Source organism: Enterovibrio litoreus (genome assembly GCF_045679545.1).
In the GTDB taxonomy this organism is placed as follows: Bacteria; Pseudomonadota; Gammaproteobacteria; order Enterobacterales; family Vibrionaceae; genus Enterovibrio.
Map to the genome: position 1 here is coordinate 3,354,074 of NZ_CP166194.1, position 26,830 is coordinate 3,380,903.

The following is a 26,830-nucleotide window of genomic DNA, read 5'->3' on the forward strand; positions in this document are numbered from 1 at the left end:
TGTGTATTTCGATTCACTAGATCGGGGTTTAGATTAACCAAATAGATATTTTGGTTAAAAAAAAGCGGCTCCGATAGAAGCCGCTCTTTCATCAATCAACTAACGATGCTTTCTGAATAGCAACGATGTCCTCAATGCCCTTCGTGGCCAAAGACAACATGGCGTTCAATTCTTCTGCCGTAAACGGCTCCGCTTCTGCGGTGCCTTGCACTTCAATCATGCGGCCATCTTCCAGCATCACCACGTTCATGTCGGTGTCTGCTGCTGAGTCTTCTACATACTCAAGGTCACAAATTGGCGTACCTTCAAAGATACCCACAGAAACAGCGGCAACATGGCCCTTCATCGGATTCGCTTTCAGTTTGCCTTCAGCAACCAGCTTATTCAGCGCATCGGCCATTGCCACGCTTGCACCTGAAATAGACGCAGTACGTGTGCCACCATCGGCTTGAATCACATCACAATCAACAGTAATGGTGAAATCACCGAGTTGATCAAGATTTACCGCAGCACGCAGGCTACGCGCGATCAGACGCTGAATTTCCATTGTACGGCCACCCTGCTTACCGTTCGCCGCTTCGCGACGGTTACGCGTATGCGTTGCACGTGGCAGCATGCCGTATTCAGCAGTGACCCAACCTTGACCCTTTCCTTTGAGGAAGCGTGGCACGCCATCTTCAACAGTGGCGGTACAGATAACTTTAGTGTCACCAAACTCCACCAATACTGAGCCTTCTGCATGCGCAGTAAAATGACGGGTAATGGTAACTGGACGAATCTGACCAACTTCTCTTCCGCTAGGGCGCATAGAATTCCACCTGTAGTTGTATGTGTGCGACTGAATTTCGTTAACCCGCGATTATAGCGATTTCCCCACGGCCGTGCTAACACTAACCTACCTCAGTCGCTTTTTTCTTCACCCTCACACCCTGTTACTGACACGAATGGGTACAACTGCGTATAATCAGAACAACTTTGATAGAAGAGTGAACATCAATGATCCACAGTATGACTGCCTACGCCCGCCGGGAAGTAAAAGGCATATGGGGCACCGCCGTTTGGGAAATCCGTTCGGTAAACCAACGTTACCTTGAAACCTATATCCGCATGCCAGAGCAGTTTCGTGGCCTTGAACCGATCATTCGTGAACGCTTCCGCCAGCGCCTTGCTCGCGGCAAAGTAGAATGTAATCTGCGTTTTGAAGCCAATGCATCAGCCAACACTGAGTTGAAAATCAACGAAGCGTTAGCAAAGCAGGTTATTCATGCCGCCAAGTGGGTCAAAGAAGTGTCAGGCGAGGGCAATATTGGTCCTTTCCAAGTGCTGCAATGGCCCGGCGTGATGGAAACACCAGAGCAAGATATGGACGCGATCAACAAAGCCCTAATGAGCGGATTTGACGAAGCAGTCGATGATTTCATCGCTGCACGTGCAAGCGAAGGTGCAAACATGAAAGCACTGATCGAGCAGCGCCTCGATGGTATCGCCGCAGAAGTAATCACTGTCCGTACTAAGATGCCGGAAATTCTTAACTGGCAGCGCGAGCGTCTAATCACCAAGCTAGAAGAAGCGAAAATTGAGCTAGACGCTAACCGCGTTGAGCAAGAAATCATTCTGTTGGCACAAAAATCTGACGTCGCAGAAGAGCTAGATCGCCTCGATTCACACGTATCAGAAACCAAGAAAATCCTGAAAAAAGGTGGCGCATGTGGCCGACGTTTGGATTTCATGATGCAAGAATTCAACCGTGAGTCGAACACATTAGCCTCAAAATCCATCAGCACCGAGACGACCGCGTCTGGCGTTGAGCTAAAAGTTCTGATCGAACAAATGCGCGAGCAGATCCAGAATATTGAGTGATTCCGTCTTTTAATTGAGCCCAGCACACTTGCTGGGCTTTTTTTTCTTCTGATAGGTTATCCTAAACAGAGAATTCAATTTTTGTGCAGTCCGTGGTAATCTGCGCGCCCTTTAACCTCACAGTGATCACAACCATGAGCCAAGGTACGCTTTACATCGTTTCAGCGCCAAGTGGTGCCGGTAAATCAAGCCTGATTTCCGCGCTGTTAAATGACAATCCACGTTACGACATTAAGGTGTCCGTTTCTCACACCACCCGTGCAACACGCCCGGGCGAAGAAGACGGCGTTCACTACCATTTCGTATCCGTTGATGAATTTAAAGCGCTGATCGAGCAAGATGCGTTTTTGGAGCATGCCGAAGTTTTCGGTAACTACTACGGCACTTCGCGTATTTGGATTGAAGAAATGCTGGCAAAAGGCATCGACATTTTCCTGGATATTGACTGGCAGGGTGCTCAGCAAATCCGTAAGAAAATGCCGCTGGCTCAAAGCATTTTCATTCTACCGCCAAGCCGTGAAGAGTTGGAACGTCGCCTGAATGCGCGTGGTCAAGATTCTGATGAGGTGATCGCGAAACGCATGGAGGAAGCCTGCTCCGAAATATCTCACTATAGCGAGTACGATTACGTTATTGTGAATGATGATTTTGATCTGGCTCTGATGGATCTAAAAGCCATTCTTCGCGCCGAGCGAATGAAGCAGGACAAACAAGCTAGCAAATATCGCGACATGCTCGACAGATTGCTGGCACTATAGTCACTGCTTTTGTATAATTTTCGGTCATTTTGATTTTATTACTTACTGGAGTTCCTCATGGCACGCGTAACCGTTCAAGACGCTGTTGAAAAAATTGGCAACCGTTTCGATCTAGTATTGGTAGCAGCTCGTCGCGCACGCCAAATGCAAACTGGTGGTAAAGATGCACTGGTTCAAGAAGAGAACGATAAGTACACCGTTATCGCTCTTCGTGAAATCGAGGAAGGCCTGATCAATAAAGAAGTGCTAGACACTCGTGCACGTCAAGAGCAGCAAGAGCAAGAAGCTGCTGAAATGGCTGCTGTAAGCACCATCACAGGATCACTCCGCTAATCTAACTTCAGGGAAACAGGCAGATTGTATCTCTTCGATAGCCTGAAAGAAGTCGCCGCACAATACTTGCCGGAGCCGCACTTAGAGGCACTCCGGCAAGCGTATTTGGTCGCGCGTGACGCCCACGAAGGGCAAAGCCGCTCGAGCGGCGAACCTTACATCATCCACCCGATTGCTGTTGCCCGTATTCTGGCAGAGATGCGCCTTGATCACGAAACACTGATGGCAGCCCTGCTGCACGACGTGATTGAAGACACCGACGTCACCAAAGAAGACTTGCAGCAACGCTTTGGCGATACCGTCGCCGATCTGGTGGATGGCGTCTCCAAGCTCGACAAGCTCAAATTTCGCGATCGCAAAGAAGCGCAGGCGGAAAACTTCCGCAAAATGATCATGGCGATGGCCCATGATATTCGCGTTATTCTGATCAAACTGGCTGACCGTACGCATAACATGCGCACGCTGGGGGCACTTCGCCCTGACAAACGTCGCCGCATTGCTCGCGAAACACTCGAAATATTCTCTCCGCTTGCCCACCGTCTCGGTATTCACAACATCAAAGTGGAACTCGAAGAACTCGGTTTTGAAGCCCTTTACCCCAACCGCTATCGCGTGTTGAAGGAAGTGGTGGTTCAGGCCCGTGGCAACCGCAAAGAAATGATCCAAAAAATCCATGCAGAGATTGAAGGTCGTCTTGGCGATGCTGGCATCAATGCAAAAGTGTTGGGACGCGAAAAGAATCTCTATTCCATCTACAACAAGATGAAGAACAAAGAGCAGCGTTTCCATACCATCATGGACTTGTACGCCTTCCGCGTGATTGTCGATGATTTGGATACCTGTTATCGCGTACTCGGACAAATGCATAATTTGTATAAACCACGTCCGGGTCGCATGAAAGATTACATCGCCGTGCCAAAAGCCAACGGCTACCAATCTTTGCATACCTCCATGATTGGCCCTCACGGGGTGCCCATTGAAGTACAAATTCGTACTGAAGACATGGATCAAATGGCAGACAAAGGTGTTGCTGCTCACTGGGCTTATAAAGACGGTGCCGAGCGCGTTCAAGGCGGAACCACGGCTCAAGTTCGCGCCCAGCGCTGGATGCAAAGCCTGCTTGAGCTTCAACAGAGTGCTGGTAGCTCGTTTGAGTTCATCGAAAGCGTTAAATCGGACCTGTTCCCGGATGAACTGTTCGTCTTCACGCCGAAGGGCCGCATTGTCGAGCTGCCAGTCGGCGCGACTGCGGTAGACTTCGCATATGCCGTTCACACGGATGTGGGTAACTCTTGTGTGGGCGCGCGTGTTAATCGCAATTCGTATCCACTCAGTCAACCACTGAAAAACGGTCAGACTATTGAGATCATCACCGCCCCTGGTGCACGCCCTAATGCGGCATGGCTTAACTATGTCGTGACGTCTCGCGCACGCACCAAGATTCGACAAGTGCTTAAAACCAAACACCGAAAAGAATCCGTGATCTTGGGTCGTCGATTACTCAATCACGCCCTAGGTGGCATGAATGTTCAAGATGTTGAACCTGCTAACCTCGAAAAAGTGCTGAAAGATCTAAAACTAGACGCATTGGACGATCTCTTAGCAGACATCGGATCTGGCGAATTGATGAGCGTGGTGATTGCAAAACGTCTGCTTGGTGATGCAGATAGCTTAGAAGAGCAAGGCGGTTGCCTGCCAATTCGCGGTGCTGATGGTATCTTGCTGACCTATGCTAACTGCTGTCGTCCGATTCCTGGCGACCACATTGTCGGTCACGTCAGTCCAGGCAAAGGGCTGGTCATTCACCGTGAGGAATGTGCCAATATTCGCGGTTACAGCCAAGAGCCGGATAAATATATGTCGGTCGAATGGGGCGATGATATTGACCAAGATTTTGCCACGGCACTACGTGTTGATATGCTCAACCACCAAGGTGCATTGGCCGATCTGACCAATACTATCGCGGCGACAGGTTCGAACATTCAAGGCCTAACGACCGAAGAGCGAGATGGTCGTTTGTACACCATCTACGTCAAGCTAACCACCAAGAACCGTGTTCATTTGGCGAACATCATGCGTCGACTTCGCGTGATGCCAAACGTGGTCAAAGTTAGCCGTCGGAAGAACTGATTTTGCGCAAAGGGTGAGCAAACCCATTGGTTATTGCCTTTTGGGTTATTGCCTTTGGTCATTAAGGCTCGCCGATCAAACATCAGGCAACAAACAACAACGCCCGCCAACTCGCGGGCGTTTTTATAGACGAGAACAAAATGACACCAGAACGTTTTGCGCGCATTCACGACATGTTGGCAACCCGACAGCCCGATCTCACCGTGTGCATGGAAGAAGTCCACAAGCCGAACAACATTTCTGCCATCATACGCACTGCTGATGCAGTCGGTGTGCATCGTGTTCACGCCGTCTGGCCACGAAATAGCAAAATGCGCACATTGGGTGGCACATCGGCAGGGGCAAGGAATTGGGTCGATGTAGTCACGCACGACAACACACCCGATGCCTTTGCAGCCATGAAAGAAAAAGGCATGCAGATCTTGGTGACTAACCTCTCTGACACTGCCGTTGATTTTCGTGAGATTGACTACACCAAACCTACCGCCATCGTCATGGGTCAGGAAAAAACGGGGATCAGCAAGCAAGCCCTTGAATTGGCAGACCAAGACATCATCATTCCCATGATAGGTATGGTACAGTCGCTCAATGTGTCGGTCGCGAGCGCCCTGATCTTGTACGAAGCGCAGCGCCAACGTCAAAATGCAGGCATGTACAAGCGCACACGTACTTTGATCCCACAAGACGAAGTTGACCGCATTATCTTCGAGCGCGGACACCCAGTGCTGGCAAGGGTCGCCAAACGCAAAGGCCTGCCGTATCCTGCGTTAGATGACCAAGGTCAGATCGTCGCTGATGACGCGTGGTGGTCAAGAATGCAGGCCGCTAAATAACGCCCAACATCACGTTGGCAAAGCTAATACCCAGGAGAGATGACACCGCCATGCGTGCTTCAATGTTAGATGCTGTTCCCGTGACCTCGCTGACTGGCGTAGGCGGAAAAATGGCGGAAAAGCTCGAAAAAGTGGGGCTTTTTACCGTACAGGATCTGCTATTCCATCTCCCCTACCGTTATGAAGACCGCACGCGTATTTGGCCGATCATGAGTCTCATGCCGGGACAACATGCCGCCGTTGAAGGCGAAGTTGTCAGCAACAACATCACCTTCGGTCGACGCCGAATGCTAACGGTGAAAATCACTGATGGTCATGGTTCGCTGACGCTACGCTTTTTCAACTTCAACGCAGCGATGAAAAACAGTCTCGAATCCGGCAAGCGCGTCAAAGCTTATGGTGAGATCAAGCGCGGACAAAACGGCCTTGAAATCATTCATCCTGAATACAAGGTATTCTCTGAGCCCACAGAGCTAGCACTAGAAGATACCCTAACACCGGTCTATCACACCACCGAAGGTCTGCGCCAACTGACGCTGCGAAACCTCACCGATCAGGCCCTCGCCTTACTCGATGGTGCTGCAGTGCAAGAGCTACTGCCTGATGGCTTGTATGACCGTCAGGTCACGCTCAAAGATGCGCTTAAAACCCTTCACCGCCCCACACCTGACATTGCCGTCACGGCGTTAGAAAACGGTGAACACCCCGCGCAAAAGCGACTGATCCTCGAAGAATTGCTGGCGCAGAACCTGTCGATGCTTGCCGTGCGCAGTAAATTGCAGCAAGACCCAACATTCTCGATGCCACCATCCAGCAACCTAAAAACCAAGTTTCTGGCCTCATTGCCTTTTAGTCCAACGGGTGCACAAACCCGCGTTGTGGCCGATATCGAACGCGACATGGGACTGACCAAACCCATGATGCGATTGGTGCAAGGTGACGTGGGCTCAGGCAAAACCTTGGTGGCAGCCCTTGCCGCGCTGCAAGCCATTGAGCAAGGTTACCAAGTTGCGCTCATGGCACCGACAGAGCTTCTGGCAGAGCAGCATGCCGCGAACTTTGCGAGCTGGCTTGAACCGCTAGGCATTTCTGTTGGCTGGCTGGCGGGTAAGCTCACGGGCAAAGCCCGAGAAGCCGAGCTTGAAAAGATTGCCAATGGCGACGCCAAAATGGTGGTCGGGACACACGCACTGTTTCAAAAGCACGTTGAATTTGCCCATCTCGCATTGGTGATCATTGATGAGCAGCACCGCTTTGGTGTGCATCAACGCCTTGAACTGCGTGAAAAAGGCATGAAGCAAGGCATTCATCCGCATCAGCTAATCATGACGGCGACGCCTATCCCTCGTACGCTCGCGATGACCGCTTACGCCGATTTAGACACCTCGGTGATTGATGAATTACCACCGGGTCGTACTCCGATTCAGACCGTTGCCGTCCCAGACACGCGCCGCATTGATATCGTCAATCGCGTGCATGCTGCCTGCATCGAAGAGGGTCGTCAGGCCTATTGGGTATGTACCTTGATTGATGAATCCGAAGTGCTCGAAGCGCAAGCCGCCGCAGAAACGGCGGATGATCTGTCTCGCGCCCTACCGGATCTGAAAATTGGCTTGGTACACGGACGAATGAAAGCGGCAGAAAAACAAGCCGTGATGAAAGCCTTCAAAGAGGGGGAATTACACCTTTTGGTCGCCACGACCGTGATTGAAGTTGGGGTCGATGTACCCAATGCCAGCTTGATGATCATTGAAAACCCTGAGCGCTTAGGCTTGGCACAACTGCATCAACTGCGTGGACGAGTTGGCCGAGGCTCCGTCGCCAGTCACTGTGTGTTGCTCTATCACGCGCCACTGTCGAAAACAGCCACCCAACGTTTAGGCGTGTTACGTGAAAGCAGTGATGGCTTTGTGATTGCGCAGCGAGATTTAGAAATTCGTGGGCCGGGGGAATTGCTCGGCACCAAGCAAACAGGCGTTGCTGAGTTTAAGATTGCCGATTTGGTTCGAGATCAAAAGCTCATCCCTGAAGTGCAGAAGCTCGCATTGTACCTGCATCAAAATTACCCCGAGAACGCCAAAGCGATTATTACTCGCTGGTTGGGTAACAAAGATAAATACAGCAATGCTTGAGTGGCAGTCGCGAGCATTCTAGAAACGAGTGTCGGGTAGGTAATACCCGATTCTCACTATCTCGTCTCTCGCGATCGGATTACTCTTCTTCCCAATGCTGCATCACCAAGGCCATCACTTCAGATTTGCTGTATCCCACTTGACGGGCATCCGCTAACAGCGCTTTCAATGCTGGCTGGATAAAGCCGAAACGGTCTTCCATACGCGCATGCAACCCTTCACGGGCAACAATCATTCCCACGCCTCGCCGACGTTCAAGCCAGCCGAGCTCTTCCATGTTCTGATAACAGCGAGAAATGGTCATCGGATTGATGTTAAGCACGGCGGCCAGCTTTCTCACCGACGTCAGCTTGTCACCCGGCTTTAGCGTGCCAGCAACGATTTGACGCTGGATCTGCGTCATCAACTGACGAAATTTGGGTGACGGGTCTTGCGGGTCGATAACAATGTGCATTTTTCTTCCCTGCTGTATTGGCACTTTATTACAGTATTAGCAGATGACTCACAATTGAGACAAATGCGAAGCAGGAAATTTGTTGTATCAACACAAATATAAAAACAAAAAACGCAGACCGATATAGCGTCTGCGTCTTTCAAGACATGAAAAGCTTAAGTGACACAGTTAACGCGCTCCGTTACGAGAGCCTTTGTTCTTTTTCGCTACAGGTAAAACGATCTGCGCGCGCAAACCACCTTGCGAGCGCTGCATCAATTGCAGTGTGCCATTATGTTGCTCGACAATGCGCTTAACAATGGCAAGCCCAAGCCCCGTTCCTTCACTGCCTCGCGCAGTGTCGCCTCGAGTGAAAGGCTGCAATACAGTTTCCACCTGATCTGGCGCGATACCTGGTCCATTGTCTTCAACTGTTATCCACTGATGACGTCTATCAGCGCTGCTACCTGTCGCAATTTTCACCCAACCACCGCCGTAACGCACCGCGTTGACGACAAGGTTAGTCACGGCGCGGCGAATCGCCACTTCATTGGCTTCAAGCTTACCCACCAACTCACCTTTACTCACCTCAAGCTCATGGCCAGTTGCACCGTCAGCCACGGATACGTCATCAACCAAGACATTCAAATCAATCGCTGTCATATCTTGCAACTGCACAGAGCGCAGATAATCCATAAACTGATTGATGATCGCATTACACTCCTCGGTGTCTTTGATCATACTGTCCGCTAAATACTCGTCCTCTGGCGACATCATTTCGGTTGCCAAGCGAATACGAGTCAGCGGTGTGCGCAAGTCATGACTCACACCTGCCATCAGAAGCGCGCGGTCCTCTTCAAGCTTACGAATACCTTCGCTCATTTGATTGAACGCTTTGGTAACCGCGCGAATATCTGACGCCCCTCGTTCGGGTAATGGTGGCGGAAACTTACCGTGACCAACGTCTAATGCTGCCTTTTCCAGCGCAACCAGTGGCCGGTTTTGCAACTTGATAAACAGCCATCCCCCACCAATCACCATGAGAGCAATAAACATGGAGTACATAAACAGCGGCAGGAAATCATCTTGATGCAGCTCAGACAGCGGAATACGCATGATGTAACCAGGAAACGCACGACTTTCTAGCCACAACACGTAACTCTTGGACGCCAAGCTAATGCGCGCTTCAGTAGGTGCGTTGAGCTTCTCCGACATGTCTTCACTGATCAGTGCGATCGGTGCCGCTTCATCAAACTCACGCATCACATCTGGTTCAGATTCGTCGTGCATGGTCACGCCAAGCTTGGCGAGCAACTGGCGCCGCAACAACTCATCCATGTGATATACCTCGCCATCCGCCAAGGTCACATTGTCTTCCAGCATCACGGAAATTTCGTGCGCCAGAATCTTGTTGAACTGCTTAATGCTGGGTAACAAGGCGTAGTTGAGGATAGTGAGGTAAGAGAAAATCTGGCTGGCGATTAACAGGCCAGCCAGCACCACGAGCGTGCGTGCAAAGTTGCTTCGTGGGGAAAAGCGCATGAATTACGCTTCCCCGTCAGGCACAAACACATAACCCAGACCCCAAACGGTCTGAATATAACGTGGCTTACTTGGATCTTCTTCGACCATGCGGCGAAGGCGTGAGATTTGCACGTCGATGGAACGCTCCATCGCTGAATACTCTCTACCACGCGCCATGTTCATCAATTTGTCTCGTGACATAGGCTCACGAGCATTGGTAACAAGTGCTTTCAATACCGCAAATTCACCGGAGGTTAACGTCAATGGCTCATCATTGCGGAACATCTCGCGTGTTCCCAAGTTCAATCGGAACTGGCCGAACTCAACAATTTTTTCCTCGCTAGACGGCGCACCTGGCGCTTCAATGGTCTGACGGCGCAGCACAGCTCGAATACGCGCCAACAGCTCACGAGGGTTAAATGGTTTCGGCAGATAGTCATCTGCGCCAACTTCCAAGCCGACAATGCGATCGATTTCATCGCCTTTAGCAGTCAGCATTAGAATCGGCAGTTTATTGTTTGCCTGTCGTAGACGGCGGCAGATAGACAAGCCATCTTCACCGGGTAACATCAGATCCAACACCATCAGGTGGAAGTTCTCACGAGAAAGTAAGCGGTCCATTTGCTCGGCGTTTGCCACGCTGCGAACCTGAAAACCTTGCTCAGACAAATAACGCTCCAACAGCGAGCGCAAACGCATATCATCATCTACAACCAGGATCTTATGATTATCTTGCATGACCTACCTTTCTTTCTATTCTTGAAGGTGTTTGTGTCTTCGATTGTATCGCCTGACTCCGCTATGAAACATCAAGGCCGTGTCTAGCGGGGAGAAAAACTGTTACCAGTTGTAACCGACTTTGCACGCACATAACAATCCATTTCGCGGGATAGCTTAACGTTGCAAAGCTTGTTGGCTTTAATCATGGCGTCAAAGCGGTTATAACTCATCCCGAAAAACGAATCTCACGCTCGGATATAGCAATGAAAAAAACCGATTTAGTCACCCGGGAAGGCTACAAGAAGCTCAAAGAAGAGCTCGATTTTCTATGGAAAGAACGTCGCCCGGAAATCACCAAAATCGTTTCTTGGGCGGCGAGCCTCGGCGATAGATCAGAGAACGCTGACTACACTTACAACAAGCGAATTTTACGTGAAATTGATCGCCGAGTTCGCTACCTGCGCAAGCGCTTAGAAATCCTTCGCGTAGTGGATTATAGCCCACAGCAGGATGGTAAAGTGTTCTTTGGCGCATGGGTCGAGATTGAAAACGACGATGGCGACACCCTCAAATTCCGTATTGTCGGCCCCGATGAAATCTACGGCCGCAAAGACTACATCTCGATTGATAGCCCGATGGCGCGCGCTTTGATAAAAAAAGAAGTCGATGACGAAGCCGTGGTGATAACCCCCGAAGGCCCAAAAGTCTGGTACATCAACGCCATCACCTATCAACAAGACGATCTCTAATACCGCCTTCGCGGCGGTGATTTTCAAAGGAACACCATGACCACTTCAATTTATCAACAGATTGCCAGTGAGCTGAATGTACGTGACGCTCAAGTTATCGCTGCCGTCACCCTGCTCGATGATGGCAACACAGTCCCTTTTATTTCCCGTTACCGTAAAGAGGTGACCGACGGCCTAGATGACACCCAACTGCGTAATCTCGAATCACGCCTAGGCTATCTGCGCGAGTTGGAAGACCGCCGACAGGTCATTCTTAAATCAATTGATGAGCAAGGCAAGCTGACTGACGGTCTGAAAAAAGACATTCTGGGTGCTGACACCAAAAACCGCCTTGAAGATCTTTACTTACCCTACAAACAAAAACGCCGCACCAAAGGGCAAATAGCGATCGAAGCAGGCATCGAGCCATTGGCGCAACAACTTTGGCAACACCCAGACACAAACCCAGAAACAGAAGCTGCAAGCTACATTGACGCTGAAAAAGGGTTCGCAGACACTAAATCGGTGTTGGATGGCGCGCGTGCCATTTTGATGGAGCAGTTCGCCGAAGATGCAGCCCTGCTAGATAAAATTCGCCGTCACTTAAGCCAACAAGCCGAAATTCAAGCGCGTGTTATCGCAGGAAAAGAAACCGAAGGTGCCAAGTTCAAAGATTACTTTGAACACGATGAGCGCCTCACCAAAGTACCCTCTCACCGCGCATTGGCCATGTTCCGAGGACGCAACGAAGGCATACTTCAACTGTCTCTGAATGCCGATCCGGGTCAAGAAGAGAAATCTACGGGTTCGTATTGCGAGAACATCATCTGCGATCACTATGGCGTGACAATTGGCAGTGCAGTTGCAGATCGCTGGCGCAAACAGGTCGTGAGCTTTGCATGGCGCATCAAAATTTTGATGCACATGGAAACCGAGTTGATGGGCAACTTGCGTGAAATGGCTGAAAACGATGCCATCAAAGTGTTTGCTGATAACCTCAAAGACCTGCTTATGGCTGCCCCTGCTGGCCCTCGCAGCACCTTGGGCATCGACCCTGGTCTCCGAACAGGCTGTAAAGTGGCCGTGGTAGACAACACGGGTAAGCTATTGGATACCGCCACTATTTACCCAACCGCACCGCACAACAAGATTGCCGAATCGGCACGTGTAGTGATGGCATTGGTGAAAAAACACAATGTCGATTTGATTGCGATTGGTAACGGCACGGCTTCACGTGAAACCGATGCATTTGTAGCAGGCATGCTCAAAGATGCTGGCGAGAAAATTCAAACCGTGATGGTCAGTGAAGCAGGCGCATCCGTGTATTCGGCGTCAGAGCTTGCTGCCGCAGAGTTTCCTGAGCTGGATGTATCACTTCGCGGCGCGGTATCTATTGCTCGCCGCCTACAAGATCCGTTGGCAGAGTTGGTGAAAATCGACCCGAAATCGATCGGTGTGGGCCAATACCAACACGATGTGAGCCAAAGCCAACTGGCGAAGCGCTTGGACGCCGTGGTTGAGGACTGTGTTAACGCCGTAGGTGTTGATGTTAACAGTGCATCTGCAGCGCTCCTGACACGCGTAGCGGGCCTTTCAACCACCATGGCGGCAAACATTGTTGCGTTCCGTGATGAAAACGGTCGTTTTGGTGATCGTAAAACCTTGTTGAAAGTCCCACGTCTTGGGCCTAAGGCTTACGAACAGTGTGCCGGTTTCTTGCGTGTGATGAATGGCAAAAACCCGCTTGATGGTTCATCCGTTCACCCAGAAGCTTACCCTGTGGTCAAACGTATTGCTGACAATACTGGCAAAGCGGTGGATGCCATGATTGGCAATCACGATTTCTTACGTTCGGTAAACGCATCCGACTATGCCGACGAAACGTTTGGCTTGCCCACAGTCACTGACATTCTGTCTGAGCTGGCCAAACCGGGCCGCGACCCGCGCCCTGAGTTCAAAACTGCAACCTTTGCCGCTGGCATTAACGAAGTGAAAGATCTCGAGCCGGGCATGGTCCTGGAAGGCTCCATCACCAACGTCACCGCGTTTGGTGCGTTCGTCGATATTGGTGTTCACCAAGACGGCTTGGTGCATATCTCGGCGCTATCCGACAAATTCATCTCTGATCCACGTGAAGTGGTCAAAGCGGGCGACGTGGTGAAAGTGAAAGTCATGGACGTGGATTTGCAGCGTAAACGTATTGCGCTTTCCATGCGTTTAAGCGATGAACCGGGCGCCGACAACAAGGCTGGCGGTCGTGATAAAGGCTCGCGCGATTCACGCCCGGCTGACAATCAAAAACGCAGTTTCAGCGGCAAGCAAGAGAATAATCAGGGTGGAAAACCCGATAATCGTGGCAACCAAGGCGCATTCGGTGGCGCATTTGCTGATGCCTTTGCCAAAGCGAAACGCAACTAAACTTATTGCGGTTTTTCTTCGCGATTCTCTTTTTATCTCATCAAACTAAAACAGCGCCTCGGCGCTGTTTTTTGTCTCTCTTGGTTTTACGCATCGGTACCAATGCGAAGTGTCGTTAAATCACAATCAGAACTTCTGAGGGAAGATTTGCCACGGATGATTGTTGATAACGCATCGCCACCACAGCCCCAGTGCGCTGAGAGTCTTTCAACGCATCAATCTTATCCAGCACTTCTTTGGGTAGCTTGAGTCGCATGGCGTAGCCATTTTCACCTTGTGGCACATAACTACCACTCGATAACATCGAGGAAAGCTGACTAAGGGTTTCGTGAGGGGCAAATTGTGCACCATCAAAGTGGCGCGAATCTTGTGCTAAATCAGTGTAAGTAGGATGCTCAGAAGGGTCCCAAGAGGGGTTGCGAAGCTGTTTCTCTTCAGCATTGACTGGCGGCTCATCGGCGCTGGCGGTAGGCTGATGTGCCGGCACAATTTTTTCGCGCACACGATTGTCCCGCGCAACCTGCTCAGTTGGCGGATTCACTGACGGTACGACAGCAGGGATGCTGACGTTTGCGGGCGAAATGTTCATGTCAATGTTGTCTCCCAACATCAACCGAAGGCAGCCGCCTTACGGCAAACCGCGGGAATAACCCCGCGAAATGCGCAAGCTATATCTCTATAGCGAAACTATACCAAAATGGCCAAAATGCCACCTATGGTGCCGATGGCAGATAAAACCTGACCGGCGGTATACGCCCCATCATCATTGCTTTTCACTTCATCAGGGTGGTCCATGCCCAATGCCCCGTAGGTGAAAGCTTCTACATCCGACGAAGCGGGTGCTTTGCCTTCGGTTTCCGTTGCCTGGTTGACAGTCTTAACGTCCGATACACCATTGGCGACTTGCGCATAAGACTGTTTTGCATCCCCATTTTGCTGCGCTTGCGCGGCCTTCGCCTCTTGATTTACCGGCGAGGGTTTCGCGTAAGTGTACTGAGAATGCCCAACGTTACCTATATTCATTATGGTCTCTCCTGATGCCATAGCAAGTAACACGTATAAAGTATCGGCAACTAACGTTTAAAATTTAGTCGTATTTCACTTTATTTGGTCACTTTGTTCTGACAGGACGGCAAACATTGTCCGCAAAACGCCAAAAGCTCTTGCGTAAAATGCGCAGGATCAGAGATAAACGGTGCATGCGACGCGTTGGCAAAAATTTGCCGTTGCGACTGCGGAGCCAGTACATCAAGTTCTTGCGCCACTTTCACGGGCACAAGGCCATCCAGCCGACCGTACATCCTTAGCCAAGGCATTGAAATATCATGCAAGTGCGGCCTCAAATCAGCATCTGCGAGAATATTAAGGCCGGCTTCAAGCGCCTCAGGTTGTGGCCACGGATGCGACAACACCGATTGCTTCAACCACTTAATATCTTGCCTTGCTGTTGGGCTGCCCATTGCCTGCAACGCTAAAAAACGCTCTACGGTTGTTTTAAAATCTCCCGCCAATTGTTTTGTAAACGCTTGCAATACCTCGGGTTTAATCCCTCGCCATCCATGTTCTGCAGCAAATCGAGGTGAGCTCGCGATAGTCACCAAGCCTTTCACTCGCTCAGGTGCAATCAGCGCCGCTTGCGTGGCAACCATTCCGCCCAAGGACCATCCTGCCCATATCGATTCCTGTGGTGAATTATTAAGCAAACACTGTGCCATCTCTTTAAGAGAGAACGTATCCGTTGGCTGGCTGAAGCCATAGCCGGGGAGATCAACGCAATGCACACGATAGTGCGGAGTGAGAGCGGGGAGAATGTTTTGCCACACGGCGCTGTTCATTCCCCATCCGTGAATGAGAATCAGATCGGAACCCTGGCCTTCCGTGTGCCAGTAAAGAGATGTCGTCATTTACACTGCCTAAATTCGTTTCGAGCCATCAACACAATTATGTTTCGCACTATCTTACGCGCCCTGCCACTTCGCTGTCAGCTTTGCCATCATAAGCTGGAACACAGGCGCTATCCTTGGTGCGAACCGTGCCACCTAAGCTTCCCTCGCGTCCCACGATGCCTTCATTGTGGTCTGCCTTCGCCCTCTATTACCGAAAGCTGTGGGCGCTGTCTAAGTTCGCCACCAGAGTGGGACAGTCTAACGTGCGTAGGAGGCTATACCTTTCCCTATGACAAACTGCTGCACCGCTTTAAATATCAAGGGCATTATTGGCTATCCCCTGCACTGGCTGCCCTGCTGGCACAAGAGATCGAAGACCCCGCGGCTGTTATCTTACCTGTCCCTATGCATTGGCAACGAAGAGTCATACGCGGATTTAATCACAGTTCCGTGCTCGCAAACGCCTTAGCGAAGCAGCTTGGCGTTCAATGTGAGCCCAACGTCTTAAAACGCCATCGTGCCACTCGCCAACAGCAAGGTTTAAGCAGACAATCTCGCCTCTCTAATCTTCGTGAAGCCTTTTCAATGACGGGGTCGCTGCCGGAACGTGTCGCATTGGTCGATGATGTGGTCACAACAGGCGCGACAATTGCCGAAATTTGCAGGTTGTTACGCAGCCAGGGCGTCAAACATATCGACATCTATTGTCTTTGCCGCACCCCATCGAAGTGATAAAAAAGTAACCATATAGCTTCGGGGGTGATAGCGAGCAAAAACAAGAGTAAACTGTTATCAATATATCGGACTAGTCAGGTAAGAAGCCGTGTCTCAAATTAATATTTCAGAAAATGCACAAAGCCATTTCGTTAAGCTGCTGGAGCAGCAGCCTGAAGGCACAAGCATTCGCGTATTCGTGGTCAACCCAGGTACTCAAAGCGCGGAATGTGGCGTGTCATACTGTCCACAAGATGCGGTAGAAGCCTCAGACACCAAATACGAATTCAATGGTTTTATGGCCTATGTGGATGAGTTGAGCCTGCCATTTCTTGAAGATGCAGAAATTGACTTCGTCACTGACAAGATGGGCTCTCAGCTAACCCTGAAAGCGCCAAACGCAAAAATGCGTAAAGTGTCTGACGATGCCACGCTTCTAGAACGCGTGGAATACGTAATCCAAACGCAGGTTAACCCTCAGCTTGCGGGCCACGGTGGTCACATCAACCTAATTGAAATCACCGAAGACGGCGCAGCCGTTATTCAATTTGGTGGTGGCTGTAACGGTTGCTCTATGGTTGATGTCACGCTAAAAGATGGCATTGAAAAGCAACTGCTTGAAGAGTTCAGTGGTGAATTAACCGCAGTACGCGATGTGACAGAACACGCCGCTGGTGAGCACTCTTACTACTAAGCGTCCCCTCGTTTAGATTAAACAACAAAATGGCTCCCAAGGAGCCTTTTTGTTTACCTGCCATTTAATGACACTCAACGATGTCGCGTCTTCTCTGAGACAGAAATGTCATTTCATGCCATCAGGCTTGCAGCAGAAACTGTCCACGTCGCCATTGGTACACAAAAACCGCGCCTAATGTGACCCCTCGCAATGCCATAAAGCCAAGCATTGCAGCCCAAAGTGCATGATTGCCTGTACCGCTGAATAACCACCAAACCACAAAGAAGCCCGCCATCGAGAAGAACATGGTATTGCGCATTTCGCGCCCACGCGTCGCACCGATAAACACCCCATCCAGTAAGAAACACCACATGGAGACCATCGGCATCGCAATCAGCCATGGTAAATAAAGATAGGCTTGCTCTCGCACGGCGGGGATATCAGAAATCACGCCCACAATAGATTTACCACCCAGCAAAAACGCCACAGTGATCATCAAGGAGATAATCAGGCTCCAGAAGGTGGTCGCAGTAAGAGATTCCAATAACTCTTGCCGGCTTCTCGCGCCAATGGCTTTGCCCACCATGGCCTCCATGGCATAGGCAAACCCATCCATAGCAAATGACACCAGCATCAGAAAATTCATCAATACGGCATTTGCTGCCACCACATCATCGCCCAGCGTCGCGCCTTGAAAGGTCATGAAGGTGAATGCCATTTGCAGACAAAGGCTGCGCAGGAAAATATCGCGATTCAGTTTTGCCAATCGGCTCATGCCTGCGGAGGCTTTTTTCCATTGAGTTATCGGAGAAGGCAGTGATGATTTCTTCCACACCTGAGCGACAAAAAACAATCCCAACACCATGCCGGAATAATCGGCAATCACGCTCGCTGCCGCAGCACCTTCAACTTTCCAGTCAAATACCACCACAAACAGCAAATCAAGCACGATATTGACGAGATTGACCAAGATGATCAGCAGCATGGGTTTTTTGGCGTTTTGTGCCCCTAGCAACCAACCCATGATCACCAAATTGGTCAGCGCTGCAGGTGCGCTCCAAATTCGAATTGAAAAGTACTCATCGGCATACCGCTTAACTTCTGCGCTGGCATCACTAAAAGAAAATACGGCATTGGAGATGAAAGGATGCAAAGCAAGAATAATAAAAGCCAGCAACCACGCCAGTGTGATGCCTTGCAAAAAAACGTTAGCCAACCCGGTCTTGTCGTCCGCGCCCCAAGCTTGCGCCGTGAGTCCAGTGGTGGCCATACGCAAGAAACCCAACAACCAAAACGTGACGGCAATCATGGTGCTGCCAATCGCTACACCGCCGAGATACCATGCATGATCAAGATGTCCAATCACCGCCGCATCCACCAGCCCCAATAAAGGCACCGTGATATTGGACAACACCATGGGGAAGGCCAGTGAAAACACACGAACGTGCAATGATTTTTGTTTAAGCGCCGAGAACATAAACCCGCTGATCAGCTAATAAATAGTGAACGCATACTAGCAGAAAGTCCGCGACAAAAAGACGGTGGTTGGTTCACCGTCAAGGAAGATTGAGATGAAAACACCGCGACAGTAAGTCGCGGCGTAAAGAAGTAAATCTGAGAGAGGGACATCTGTGCGTGCTCATGTCGAACCCAAGAGCGCTATGCTAACGCATACCAAGCATGATCGGCTAACAAGGCCACAAACAAACCAAAGATGTGCCAAATTGAGAATTTGAAGGTTTGCCACGCTAACCCTTTCTGATCTGCAAACTTGAGTCGCCATGCATACCATACGAATCCAAGGTTAAGCGCCAAACTGCCCACCATGTAGATACCGCCACTCATTCCCGACAACCAAGGCAAGAAGCCCACAACCACAAGCAGCAAGGTATAGAGCAAAATCATGGTATTGGTGTATTCCACACCATGGGTTACGGGCAACATTGGCACGCCCGCTTTGGCGTAATCTTTCTGACGATGGATTGCCAATGCCCAGAAGTGCGGTGGCGTCCATGTAAACACCAACATCACCAGCAACAGTGCATGTGGGTCTAACGTGCCAGTCACCGCTACCCAACCAAGCAATGGCGGCATCGCGCCAGCCAAGCCACCAATCACAATGTTTTGCGGCGTGGCATGTTTAAGCCACACGGTATAAACCAGGGCATAGCCAATTAAACTGGCGAAGGTCAACCAGGCCACCAGAGAATTCAGCACCCACAATGAGGCAAAACCGGCGACCATGAGCGCACCACCAAATGCCAACGCCTGCATCGTACCCACACGCCCTTTAGCGACAGGTCGATGAATGGTGCGCTGCATCTGTCGATCGATACGCTGGTCAATCACATGATTAAACACCGCTGCGGCAGCGGATTGCATGCCGATACCCAGTAATCCCAAAATCACCGCTTTGGCAGGTGGCAACGCCGGAACCGCCAAACACATGCCCACCATGGCCGTAAGCAGCAGCATGGCCACTACTTTGGGCTTGGTTAATTCAAGATAATCGCGCCACAGCGCGGATTCCGTTGACGCGCCGCTATCCAGCGATTGCACAGAAACTTTAGCCATGACTCAACCTCCCCGATTTCCCCAACGAAGTTTGTGACGCCGCAATGGGCTGTGCAGAAAAGACCAACACGGTCGTGCGCACCATCACTAACAATAAGAGCAATCCACACAGGTTGTGTGCCACCGCCACGGACAATGGCAGCAAGGCAACAACATTGGTGATACCCAGTGAAATTTGGATCAATAGCGCCCCCACTAGTAACATCGCAGAGGCATTACCCAGTGGGCGACGAATAGCCATCGCAAGCAGCAATACCAAGGCAGTGACAACCATGGCACCAATGCGATGGGTGGCATGAATGGTCACGCGCTGCTCAAACCCGAGCACGCCATATTGATAGGTTTCACTGGCAGGGCTGATGGGATGAAACGCAGCGGTATCATAACTGCTCACCCAATCCACCTCGCAGACAGGGAGCTGCGTACACACCACGGCGGCATAGTTGGCAGACGTCCAGCCACCGAGCGCGATTTGCATGATAACGGTCACTAACGCTGTCACGGTCAACGCTTTTAGTTTAGTGGACAGAATTGGCTTAACTGTTTCCACGTTGCTGATATCAGAAATATCGGTTTGAACGAGAGATTGGACTTGCTCTTGCCCCTGTGAGAGTCGTCCCACACGCCGCCTTTCCAACACAGCCAGCAAGAACAGCAATGTCACAGTGGTGAAACCACCCAGCAAATGCGCCATCACCACAATGGGCATCAGGTTCATGGTCACTGTCCACATGCCCAGCGCGGCCTGAAATATCACTACCCCGAGTAGCGCAGTCGGCAACATACGACCTCGTCCATTTTTTTTACCTCGCCATGCCAACGCGGCAATCGCCGCAATCACCAATCCTAAGGTGCCCGCTACATAGCGATGGATCATCTCATTCCATGCTTTGTGCACTTCAACAGGCACATGAGGGAAAGCTTGCGTGGCTTGTTCAACTTTTTCAGGGGACACGGGGACAGTGAGAAACCCATAGCATCCCGGCCAATCAGGACAGCCAAGGCCCGCTTCGGTTAAGCGCGTAAACGCACCCAACCCCACCACGACCACCGCCAGCAGCAGCGCACCATAAATTAATCCCAGATAGCGTTTTTCTGCTTCCATACTCACCCCACCTTCGACAGTCGCATCAGTTTGCGCAGATCGGACAGCAGCCCCTTACTTTGGGTAATTTGCGCCGATTTCCCTTGAGGGATCGGGTAAGCCATGATCAGATTGTTAAGCGGATCGACAAGGTAAATCGCCTCACCCGCAAACGGCAACGAAGCCATGGTTTGATGTTGTTGAGTGTTAATCGCCTGCTCGGTGACATTTTCAGTCGCTTGTGCAGGTTGTGCTTCCGAAATCAATAAAATACTAGCCACACGTTTACGTTCGGGCCCGACCGCCACAGGGATTTGTTTGAGCTGAAACAACGCGCTTTCGCATTGCTCAGAGCAGGTTTGCGGCAAGGAGTAAACAAGACGCCATTGCCCGTTGTGTCCAAGCCAATCGGCACGCACTTCCTGAGTGAGCAACTCACCCTTGTTCGTCACACCCTTGGTGAACCACCCCATTTCCAACACCAGCTTGGCGGCAACCACAGGCAATGCAAATACCAACACCACCATGATCAGCGCTTTCTTTCCATTCATACGTGTCCCTTCCTCCACCAAACCACAAAACCAATCGCCACCACGAATGCCAAACCAAACCATTGCATCGCATAACCATAGTGTTTCACTGGCTGCATCACGACCGGTTCCCAAACAGGTAGCGCGCTCCAATTCACCGCATCACTTGCTTCATCAACGATTGACTCTGTTCTTATCACCCAAGGCAAAAGAGCATACCCACTCGCCGCGGATATCATTGCAATGTCGACTGATTGAATCCGTAGCGGCCAACTGACGGTGGCGGTTTCATCGCCGAGCACCATGCGTTTTGACGGTAAATCAACAATGCCTTTGACCTGATACTTCCCCGCTACCTCTGGTAATTCAGGACGTTCTTCACGCCTTGCTGGCGCGGGAATCCATCCCAGCTCAACCAGTAACCAGCGATTGTCGGTATAAAACGGCATCATCCAGCGATAACCCACTTGGCCTTGATGGGTTTGGTTATCGAGCAACACACTGCGATTCACATCGAATGTGCCATTGAGTGCGACGGCAAATCCTTTGGCGTCTGAGGGAATGGATGATACTTGGGTAATCAGTTGTTGCTGACGCGCTGACAATTGATTCAGTAACGTCTCTTTTTCTGCCGCACGGGACATTTGCCACATCCCCAACTTGACCAAGAGCACAACCATGGTCAAAGTAAAAGCAAGGAAACCCCAGCGTCGCATGCGACGTACGTTAGATGTAGACACCCATTCACCCTGTTGGTCACCTTTTTGGCCAGATGGAGGCAATATGTTGCTCAAAGCTATCCTCGTCTGCCTGTTAATCTTTATTATTTTCAATCTGTTTCGCGCGCTTCCCATTATGATCAAAGGGCGTACTGATGTTCGTATGTCACGCTATCTCGGCAGGCGTGTGCTCTTCTCTGTGATTGTGTTTGTCATCTTATTGATTGCGCTTGCGACCGGACTCATTGAACCCAATCCGCGCCCTTATTAACCCCACTTTGGATTGGCAACGACGCGAAAGGGGTTGGCATGCCAACCCCTTTCACTTTCTATAAGATATAAACAAACACAAACAGACACAGCCACACCACATCAACAAAGTGCCAGTACCAAGCCCCCGCCTGAAACGCGAAATGATGGTCGGGCGACATATGCCCTTTCAAAACACGCAACCAAACAATAAACAAGATGACCGAGCCGAGAAACACGTGCATGCCATGGAAACCGGTCAATAAAAAGAAGGTATTGCCGTACACACCGGAATCCAGACGCAGATTCAATTCTTGATAGGCATGAACATATTCTTCACCTTGAAGGAAAAGGAATATCCAGCCCAGCAGCACAGTGAGGCCAAGAAATTGAATCACACGCTTACGGTTGCCTTCTTCCATCGCAACATGCGCGATATGAATCATGACAGAAGACGTCAGCAGAATAACGGTGTTGATCAGTGGTAAACCCCACGCGCCCATGGCGGTGGTTTCTGTCCCACCCGGTGTTTTTTCGAGCGGCCATCCCGGAATGAAATCAGGCCAAAGTACCTCGGCGGTCATCGCGTTGTTACTTGCGCCGCCTAACCAAGGCACCGCAATAAAACGAACGTAGAATAGGGCGCCAAAAAATGCGGCGAAGAACATGACTTCTGAGAATATGAACCAGCTCATGCCCTGACGAAACGAGCGATCCATTTGATGGGAATACAACCCCCCCATCGACTCATGAATCACGTCACGAAACCACCCTGTCAGCATAAAGAACAACACACCGACGCCCGCTAGCAGCATCCAAGGGCCATTGCCGCCAAACAATCCGGCGATAGTTGAACCCGAGCCAGTCGCGATCAGAAACAGGGCTACGGCACCAATAATCGGCCACTTGCTCTGTGCAGGTACGTAGTAATTTTGGTAGTCCTGCGGTGTGTCGGACTTTGTGTGCGTTGTTGTCATGATGACCTCACTGCGGTTATTGAGTCACAGGCTCAGTTTTTGCGCTAAACAAGGTGTAAGCCAACGTCAGGGTGTGGATGTCGTCAGGAATTGCGGGGTCTACATAAAAAACCAGTGGCAACTCTGCATCTTTACCCGCCTCCAATGGCTGACGGTTAAAGCAAAAACATTCAATTTTATTTAAATATTGAGCAGCCAGCCCGGGAGATACCGATGGCACAGCTTGCCCAATGGAATTGATCGCCGTGTTGTTCTTTGCGCGATATGCAATGGTGTGTGTTTCACCCGGATGTACCGTGATTTCTTTCATCTCAGGCGTAAAATCCCAGCCAAGACCGGGATTAATATAGGCAACAAACTCGACAGTCACGGTACGAGACAAGTCCACCTCTTGGCTTTCTTGCGCCGCCACATCAGAGGTTTTGCCATTGATGCCAGTGATATCACAAAACACGTCGTACAAAGGAACAAGGGCAAACGCAAACCCGAACATCAGCACCGCCATGCCCGCTAGCTTTAACGCTGAACGACCTGACTCACGCTGTGCACTGTCGTGTTCTTGCTCACCCATGATTCGATCCTTCAATCAATTTTCGGTGGCGTGGTAAAGGTGTGATAAGGCGCTGGAGATGGAATTTCCCACTCGAGCCCTTCTGCACCTTCCCAAGGCTTCGCAGGCGCAGGCTCGCCGCCACGAATACATTTCACTACCAACACCAAGAAAATCAGCTGAGAGAAACCAAATAAGAACGCACCCACACTCACGATCGCATTGATATCGGCAAACTGCAGGGCGTAATCAGGAATACGGCGTGGCATACCGGCGAGACCCAAAAAGTGCATGGGGAAGAACAGGATGTTGACCGAAACCAGCGAGCACCAGAAATGCCAAGATGCCAGCGTGTTGTTGTACATGTGCCCCGTCCATTTCGGCAGCCAGTAGTACGCGGCCGCCATGATGGAGAAGATGGCCCCTGTCACCAGTACATAATGGAAGTGCGCCACCACAAAGTAGGTATCGTGGTATTGAAAATCCGCTGGCGTAATCGCCAGCATCAGACCCGAGAAACCCCCAATCGTAAACAGCACAATAAAAGCGAGCGCAAACAGCATCGGCGTTTCAAATGTCAACGAGCCTCGCCACATGGTGGCAACCCAGTTAAATACTTTCACCCCAGTCGGCACCGAGATCAGCATGGTGCAGTACATGAAGAACAGCTCTGCAAAGACTGGCATGCCCGTGGTGAACATGTGGTGCGCCCACACAATGAAGCTTAGACCCGCAATGGACGCTGTCGCGTAAACCATGGATGCATAACCAAAAAGCTTCTTACGTGAAAAGGCTGGGATAATGGCCGAAATAATGCCAAAACTCGGCAATATCATGATGTATACCTCGGGGTGACCGAAGAACCAGAAAATATGCTGGAACATCACTGGATCACCACCACCGGCAGCATCAAAGAAGGAAGTCGCAAAATACTTGTCAGTGAGCACCATGGTGACGGCCCCTGCCAACACAGGCATGACAGCAATCAACAAGAACGCAGTAATAAACCATGTCCAAACGAACAAGGGCATTTTCATGTATGTCATGCCCGGCGCACGCAGATTCATGATGGTAACGATAACGTTAATCGCCCCCATGATGGAGCTAATACCCATGATGTGAATGGCAAACACAAACAGGGCGGTACTATCAGGCGAGTAAGTCGTAGAGAGTGGTGCGTAGAAAGTCCAGCCAAAGTTGGGGCCGCCACCTTCCATGAACAAAGACATGATGAGCATCAGAAATGCAAAAGGCAGGATCCAGAAACTCCAGTTGTTCATGCGTGGTAACGCCATATCTGGCGCACCAATCATTAGCGGAACCATCCAGTTAGCAAGCCCAGTAAAGGCTGGCATGACAGCGCCAAACACCATGATCAAACCATGCATGGTGGTCATCTGGTTGAAGAAGTTTGGCTCAACCAACTGCAATCCAGGCTGGAATAATTCAGCGCGGATAACCAACGCCATCGCGCCGCCCAGCAGGAACATGGTAAAGCTGAATATCAGATACATGGAGCCGATATCTTTGTGATTGGTCGTCAACAGCCAACGCATCATCCCGCGAGGTTTATGATCATGGTCGTCATGACCGACCTGATCGGGCGTCATATCCGTCATTGCCGTTTCTCCTTAAAGGTCATCACCGTTAAGCACTGCATTAATCTGGGAAGCCTGAATCGCATCCCCCGTGTCATTGCCCCACGCATTGCGCTCGTAGGTAATTACCGCGGCCAACTCTTTCAAGCCCAACTGTGCACCAAAGGCTTGCATTGCTGTCCCCGACTTGCCGTGGATAACAATATTCAAGTGCTCAACAAGTCTTTCAGATTTTGTCGCCATATCAGACTGTGCAAGTGCTGGGAACACACCAGGAATACCAAGACCATTGGCCATATGACAGGCCGCGCAGCGTGAATTGTAAACCTCCTCGCCGAGCGTCATTAGCTCTTCCATGTCCATGTTCATCGACAGTAATTTTTGCTCTTCCTCGCGAACCTTGGCTTGAACAGCCGCGGTTTCCTGAACCCAAACGTTGAATTCATCAACAGGCTTTGCAATCACCACAATAGGCATAAACCCATGGTCTTTACCGCATAGCTCGGCGCATTGACCGCGATAAATGCCAGGCTTGTCGATTTTGGTCCACGCTTCGTTGATAAAGCCTGGGTTAGCATCTTTCTTCACCGCAAAAGCCGGCACCCACCAAGAGTGAATGACATCTTCAGAGGTGATCAGAAAACGCACCTTTTTACCAATAGGCACGACCAAGGGGCGGTCAACTTCTAGCAGGTAATTTTCTCGCTTCGTCAGCTCACCATTAATTTGTGCGGGTGATGACGCAAGCAAAGAAAAGAACGATACGTCATGGTCAAAATAGCGATAGTGCCATTTCCACTGCGATCCTGTGACTTGAATGGTGATGTCTGAATCAGACGGGTCTTCCATTGCTATCAATACTCGCGTGGCAGGAACGGCCATACCAATCAAGATAAGAAACGGCACTAAGGTCCAAAGTATTTCTACCTTGGTGCTTTCATGGAAATTTGCCGGCACGGCACCTTTGGATTTGCGGTGGTGCACGATAGACCAAAACATGACACCGAACACCACAACACCAATGGCGACACAGATATAGAGAATCGTCATGTGCAAGTCATAGACCTGCCCACTGATATTCGTTACCCCTTTGGTCAGGTTAAACGAGGACGATTCATCTGCAGACACCGCAGCAAATGACGGGAGAAGCGCGAGCGTGGATAGAAATTGGCGAGTCGTCACCGGATCCCTCCTAGAAATCACTACGCATTACAGTGAGTCAATGAGCGCAGTAAATAGAAACATCGATTAACACTTTATTTACAATTAAACCTAGGCAATGAATAAGAAAAGAACAAAAAATGCGCAGCTAAATACGCTGAAACTTGATGCCAGCCACGAAATTACGAGATGGAGACAAGTGTTTCATCAGTAATCTTTTTGTGCTGATTCTGTAAGGGAAGG

Annotated in this window: 27 protein-coding genes; 11 read left to right on the plus strand and 16 right to left on the minus strand. The window is 50.5% G+C overall.

Going from position 1 to position 26,830, the window contains the following annotated elements; translation table 11 throughout:
• Positions 1–91 precede the first annotated feature (91 nt).
• Entirely contained in the window at positions 92–808 is a 717-nt protein-coding gene (gene rph / locus AB8599_RS15060; protein WP_407331674.1) for a ribonuclease PH, read from the minus strand.
• A 188-nt stretch (positions 809–996) separates the two neighbouring features.
• On the opposite strand from rph, the gene AB8599_RS15065 reads away from it, so the two are divergent.
• From AB8599_RS15065 to recG, 6 genes are all read left to right on the plus strand, one after another.
• Entirely contained in the window at positions 997–1,860 is an 864-nt protein-coding gene (locus AB8599_RS15065) for a YicC/YloC family endoribonuclease (protein WP_407331675.1), read from the plus strand.
• Between the two features lie 134 nt (positions 1,861–1,994).
• Positions 1,995–2,618, plus strand: coding sequence for a guanylate kinase (gmk, locus tag AB8599_RS15070; RefSeq protein ID WP_407331676.1), 624 nt, complete (start codon positions 1,995–1,997; stop codon positions 2,616–2,618).
• 57 nt (positions 2,619–2,675) lie between these two features.
• A complete protein-coding gene (gene rpoZ / locus AB8599_RS15075) occupies positions 2,676–2,951 on the plus strand; it encodes a DNA-directed RNA polymerase subunit omega (RefSeq protein ID WP_407331677.1) in 276 nt (91 codons plus the stop codon).
• A 24-nt stretch (positions 2,952–2,975) separates the two neighbouring features.
• Positions 2,976–5,081 carry a bifunctional GTP diphosphokinase/guanosine-3',5'-bis pyrophosphate 3'-pyrophosphohydrolase gene (spoT, locus tag AB8599_RS15080; protein ID WP_407331678.1) on the plus strand — a complete coding sequence of 702 codons (2,106 nt, stop codon included), beginning with the start codon at positions 2,976–2,978 and terminating at the stop codon, positions 5,079–5,081.
• Positions 5,082–5,221: 140 nt separating this feature from the next.
• Positions 5,222–5,914 (plus strand): tRNA (guanosine(18)-2'-O)-methyltransferase TrmH, encoded by a 693-nt coding sequence (trmH, locus tag AB8599_RS15085; protein WP_407331679.1) that lies wholly within the window; start codon positions 5,222–5,224, stop codon positions 5,912–5,914.
• A gap of 50 nt (positions 5,915–5,964) precedes the next feature.
• On the plus strand, positions 5,965–8,046 hold the full coding sequence (recG, locus tag AB8599_RS15090) for an ATP-dependent DNA helicase RecG (RefSeq protein ID WP_407331680.1): 2,082 nt from the start codon (positions 5,965–5,967) through the stop codon (positions 8,044–8,046).
• Between the two features lie 79 nt (positions 8,047–8,125).
• Here the strand turns inward: recG and AB8599_RS15095 are convergent, their stop codons facing one another.
• The 3 genes from AB8599_RS15095 to ompR all read right to left on the minus strand — a co-directional run bounded on the left by AB8599_RS15095 (position 8,126) and on the right by ompR (position 10,741).
• On the minus strand, positions 8,126–8,500 hold the full coding sequence (locus AB8599_RS15095; RefSeq protein ID WP_407331681.1) for a GntR family transcriptional regulator: 375 nt from the start codon (positions 8,498–8,500) through the stop codon (positions 8,126–8,128).
• Between the two features lie 168 nt (positions 8,501–8,668).
• A complete protein-coding gene (envZ, locus tag AB8599_RS15100; RefSeq protein WP_407331682.1) occupies positions 8,669–10,021 on the minus strand; it encodes a two-component system sensor histidine kinase EnvZ in 1,353 nt (450 codons plus the stop codon).
• A gap of 3 nt (positions 10,022–10,024) precedes the next feature.
• Complete coding sequence (ompR, locus tag AB8599_RS15105; RefSeq protein ID WP_407331683.1) at positions 10,025–10,741, minus strand: two-component system response regulator OmpR; 717 nt, start codon at positions 10,739–10,741, stop codon at positions 10,025–10,027.
• Between the two features lie 245 nt (positions 10,742–10,986).
• On the opposite strand from ompR, the gene greB reads away from it, so the two are divergent.
• Positions 10,987–11,472, plus strand: a complete 486-nt coding sequence (gene greB, locus AB8599_RS15110; protein WP_407331684.1) for a transcription elongation factor GreB — start codon at positions 10,987–10,989, stop codon at positions 11,470–11,472.
• 36 nt (positions 11,473–11,508) lie between these two features.
• The gene (locus tag AB8599_RS15115) at positions 11,509–13,869 is read left to right on the plus strand and encodes a Tex family protein (protein WP_407331685.1); all 2,361 of its coding nucleotides are present in this window, start codon (positions 11,509–11,511) and stop codon (positions 13,867–13,869) included.
• A gap of 115 nt (positions 13,870–13,984) precedes the next feature.
• On the opposite strand, the gene AB8599_RS15120 is transcribed toward AB8599_RS15115, so the two are convergent.
• The 3 genes from AB8599_RS15120 to bioH form a co-directional block, all read right to left on the minus strand.
• Positions 13,985–14,479: an ATP-dependent Lon protease gene (locus tag AB8599_RS15120; RefSeq protein WP_407331686.1), complete on the minus strand. Its 495-nt coding sequence runs from the start codon at positions 14,477–14,479 to the stop codon at positions 13,985–13,987.
• Between the two features lie 77 nt (positions 14,480–14,556).
• Positions 14,557–14,892, minus strand: a complete 336-nt coding sequence (locus AB8599_RS15125) for a hypothetical protein (protein ID WP_407331687.1) — start codon at positions 14,890–14,892, stop codon at positions 14,557–14,559.
• A gap of 80 nt (positions 14,893–14,972) precedes the next feature.
• Positions 14,973–15,773, minus strand: a complete 801-nt coding sequence (bioH, locus tag AB8599_RS15130; RefSeq protein ID WP_407331688.1) for a pimeloyl-ACP methyl ester esterase BioH — start codon at positions 15,771–15,773, stop codon at positions 14,973–14,975.
• A 39-nt stretch (positions 15,774–15,812) separates the two neighbouring features.
• Here bioH and AB8599_RS15135 point away from each other — a divergent pair, with 39 nt between their 5' ends.
• Together AB8599_RS15135 and nfuA are read left to right on the plus strand one after the other, a co-directional pair.
• A complete protein-coding gene (locus AB8599_RS15135; protein ID WP_407331689.1) occupies positions 15,813–16,487 on the plus strand; it encodes a ComF family protein in 675 nt (224 codons plus the stop codon).
• Between the two features lie 91 nt (positions 16,488–16,578).
• Positions 16,579–17,163, plus strand: coding sequence for a Fe-S biogenesis protein NfuA (gene nfuA / locus AB8599_RS15140; protein ID WP_407331690.1), 585 nt, complete (start codon positions 16,579–16,581; stop codon positions 17,161–17,163).
• 121 nt (positions 17,164–17,284) lie between these two features.
• On the opposite strand, the gene dinF is transcribed toward nfuA, so the two are convergent.
• The 5 genes from dinF to AB8599_RS15165 form a co-directional block, all read right to left on the minus strand.
• Positions 17,285–18,622: an MATE family efflux transporter DinF gene (gene dinF, locus AB8599_RS15145; protein WP_407331691.1), complete on the minus strand. Its 1,338-nt coding sequence runs from the start codon at positions 18,620–18,622 to the stop codon at positions 17,285–17,287.
• A 182-nt stretch (positions 18,623–18,804) separates the two neighbouring features.
• Positions 18,805–19,719 (minus strand): heme o synthase, encoded by a 915-nt coding sequence (gene cyoE, locus AB8599_RS15150; RefSeq protein ID WP_407331692.1) that lies wholly within the window; start codon positions 19,717–19,719, stop codon positions 18,805–18,807.
• Entirely contained in the window at positions 19,712–20,824 is a 1,113-nt protein-coding gene (locus AB8599_RS15155; protein ID WP_407331693.1) for a COX15/CtaA family protein, read from the minus strand. The genes cyoE and AB8599_RS15155 overlap by 8 nt, the downstream gene beginning before the upstream one ends.
• 2 nt (positions 20,825–20,826) lie before the next feature.
• A complete protein-coding gene (locus AB8599_RS15160) occupies positions 20,827–21,354 on the minus strand; it encodes a hypothetical protein (RefSeq protein ID WP_407331694.1) in 528 nt (175 codons plus the stop codon).
• Positions 21,351–22,073 carry an SURF1 family protein gene (locus AB8599_RS15165; protein WP_407331695.1) on the minus strand — a complete coding sequence of 241 codons (723 nt, stop codon included), beginning with the start codon at positions 22,071–22,073 and terminating at the stop codon, positions 21,351–21,353. The genes AB8599_RS15160 and AB8599_RS15165 overlap by 4 nt, the downstream gene beginning before the upstream one ends.
• A 43-nt stretch (positions 22,074–22,116) precedes the next feature.
• On the opposite strand from AB8599_RS15165, the gene AB8599_RS15170 reads away from it, so the two are divergent.
• Positions 22,117–22,323, plus strand: coding sequence for a DUF2909 domain-containing protein (locus AB8599_RS15170; RefSeq protein ID WP_017002645.1), 207 nt, complete (start codon positions 22,117–22,119; stop codon positions 22,321–22,323).
• A gap of 58 nt (positions 22,324–22,381) precedes the next feature.
• Here AB8599_RS15170 and AB8599_RS15175 read toward each other — a convergent pair whose 3' ends face one another.
• From AB8599_RS15175 to coxB, 4 genes are read right to left on the minus strand one after another with little or no spacing between them, the layout of a single operon-like run.
• Positions 22,382–23,278, minus strand: a complete 897-nt coding sequence (locus tag AB8599_RS15175; protein WP_407331696.1) for a cytochrome c oxidase subunit 3 — start codon at positions 23,276–23,278, stop codon at positions 22,382–22,384.
• 16 nt (positions 23,279–23,294) lie between these two features.
• Positions 23,295–23,849, minus strand: coding sequence for a cytochrome c oxidase assembly protein (locus tag AB8599_RS15180; protein ID WP_407331697.1), 555 nt, complete (start codon positions 23,847–23,849; stop codon positions 23,295–23,297).
• An 11-nt stretch (positions 23,850–23,860) separates the two neighbouring features.
• The gene (gene ctaD / locus AB8599_RS15185; RefSeq protein WP_407331698.1) at positions 23,861–25,447 is read right to left on the minus strand and encodes a cytochrome c oxidase subunit I; all 1,587 of its coding nucleotides are present in this window, start codon (positions 25,445–25,447) and stop codon (positions 23,861–23,863) included.
• Between the two features lie 12 nt (positions 25,448–25,459).
• A complete protein-coding gene (coxB, locus tag AB8599_RS15190; RefSeq protein ID WP_407331699.1) occupies positions 25,460–26,608 on the minus strand; it encodes a cytochrome c oxidase subunit II in 1,149 nt (382 codons plus the stop codon).
• Positions 26,609–26,830: the final 222 nt, after the last annotated feature.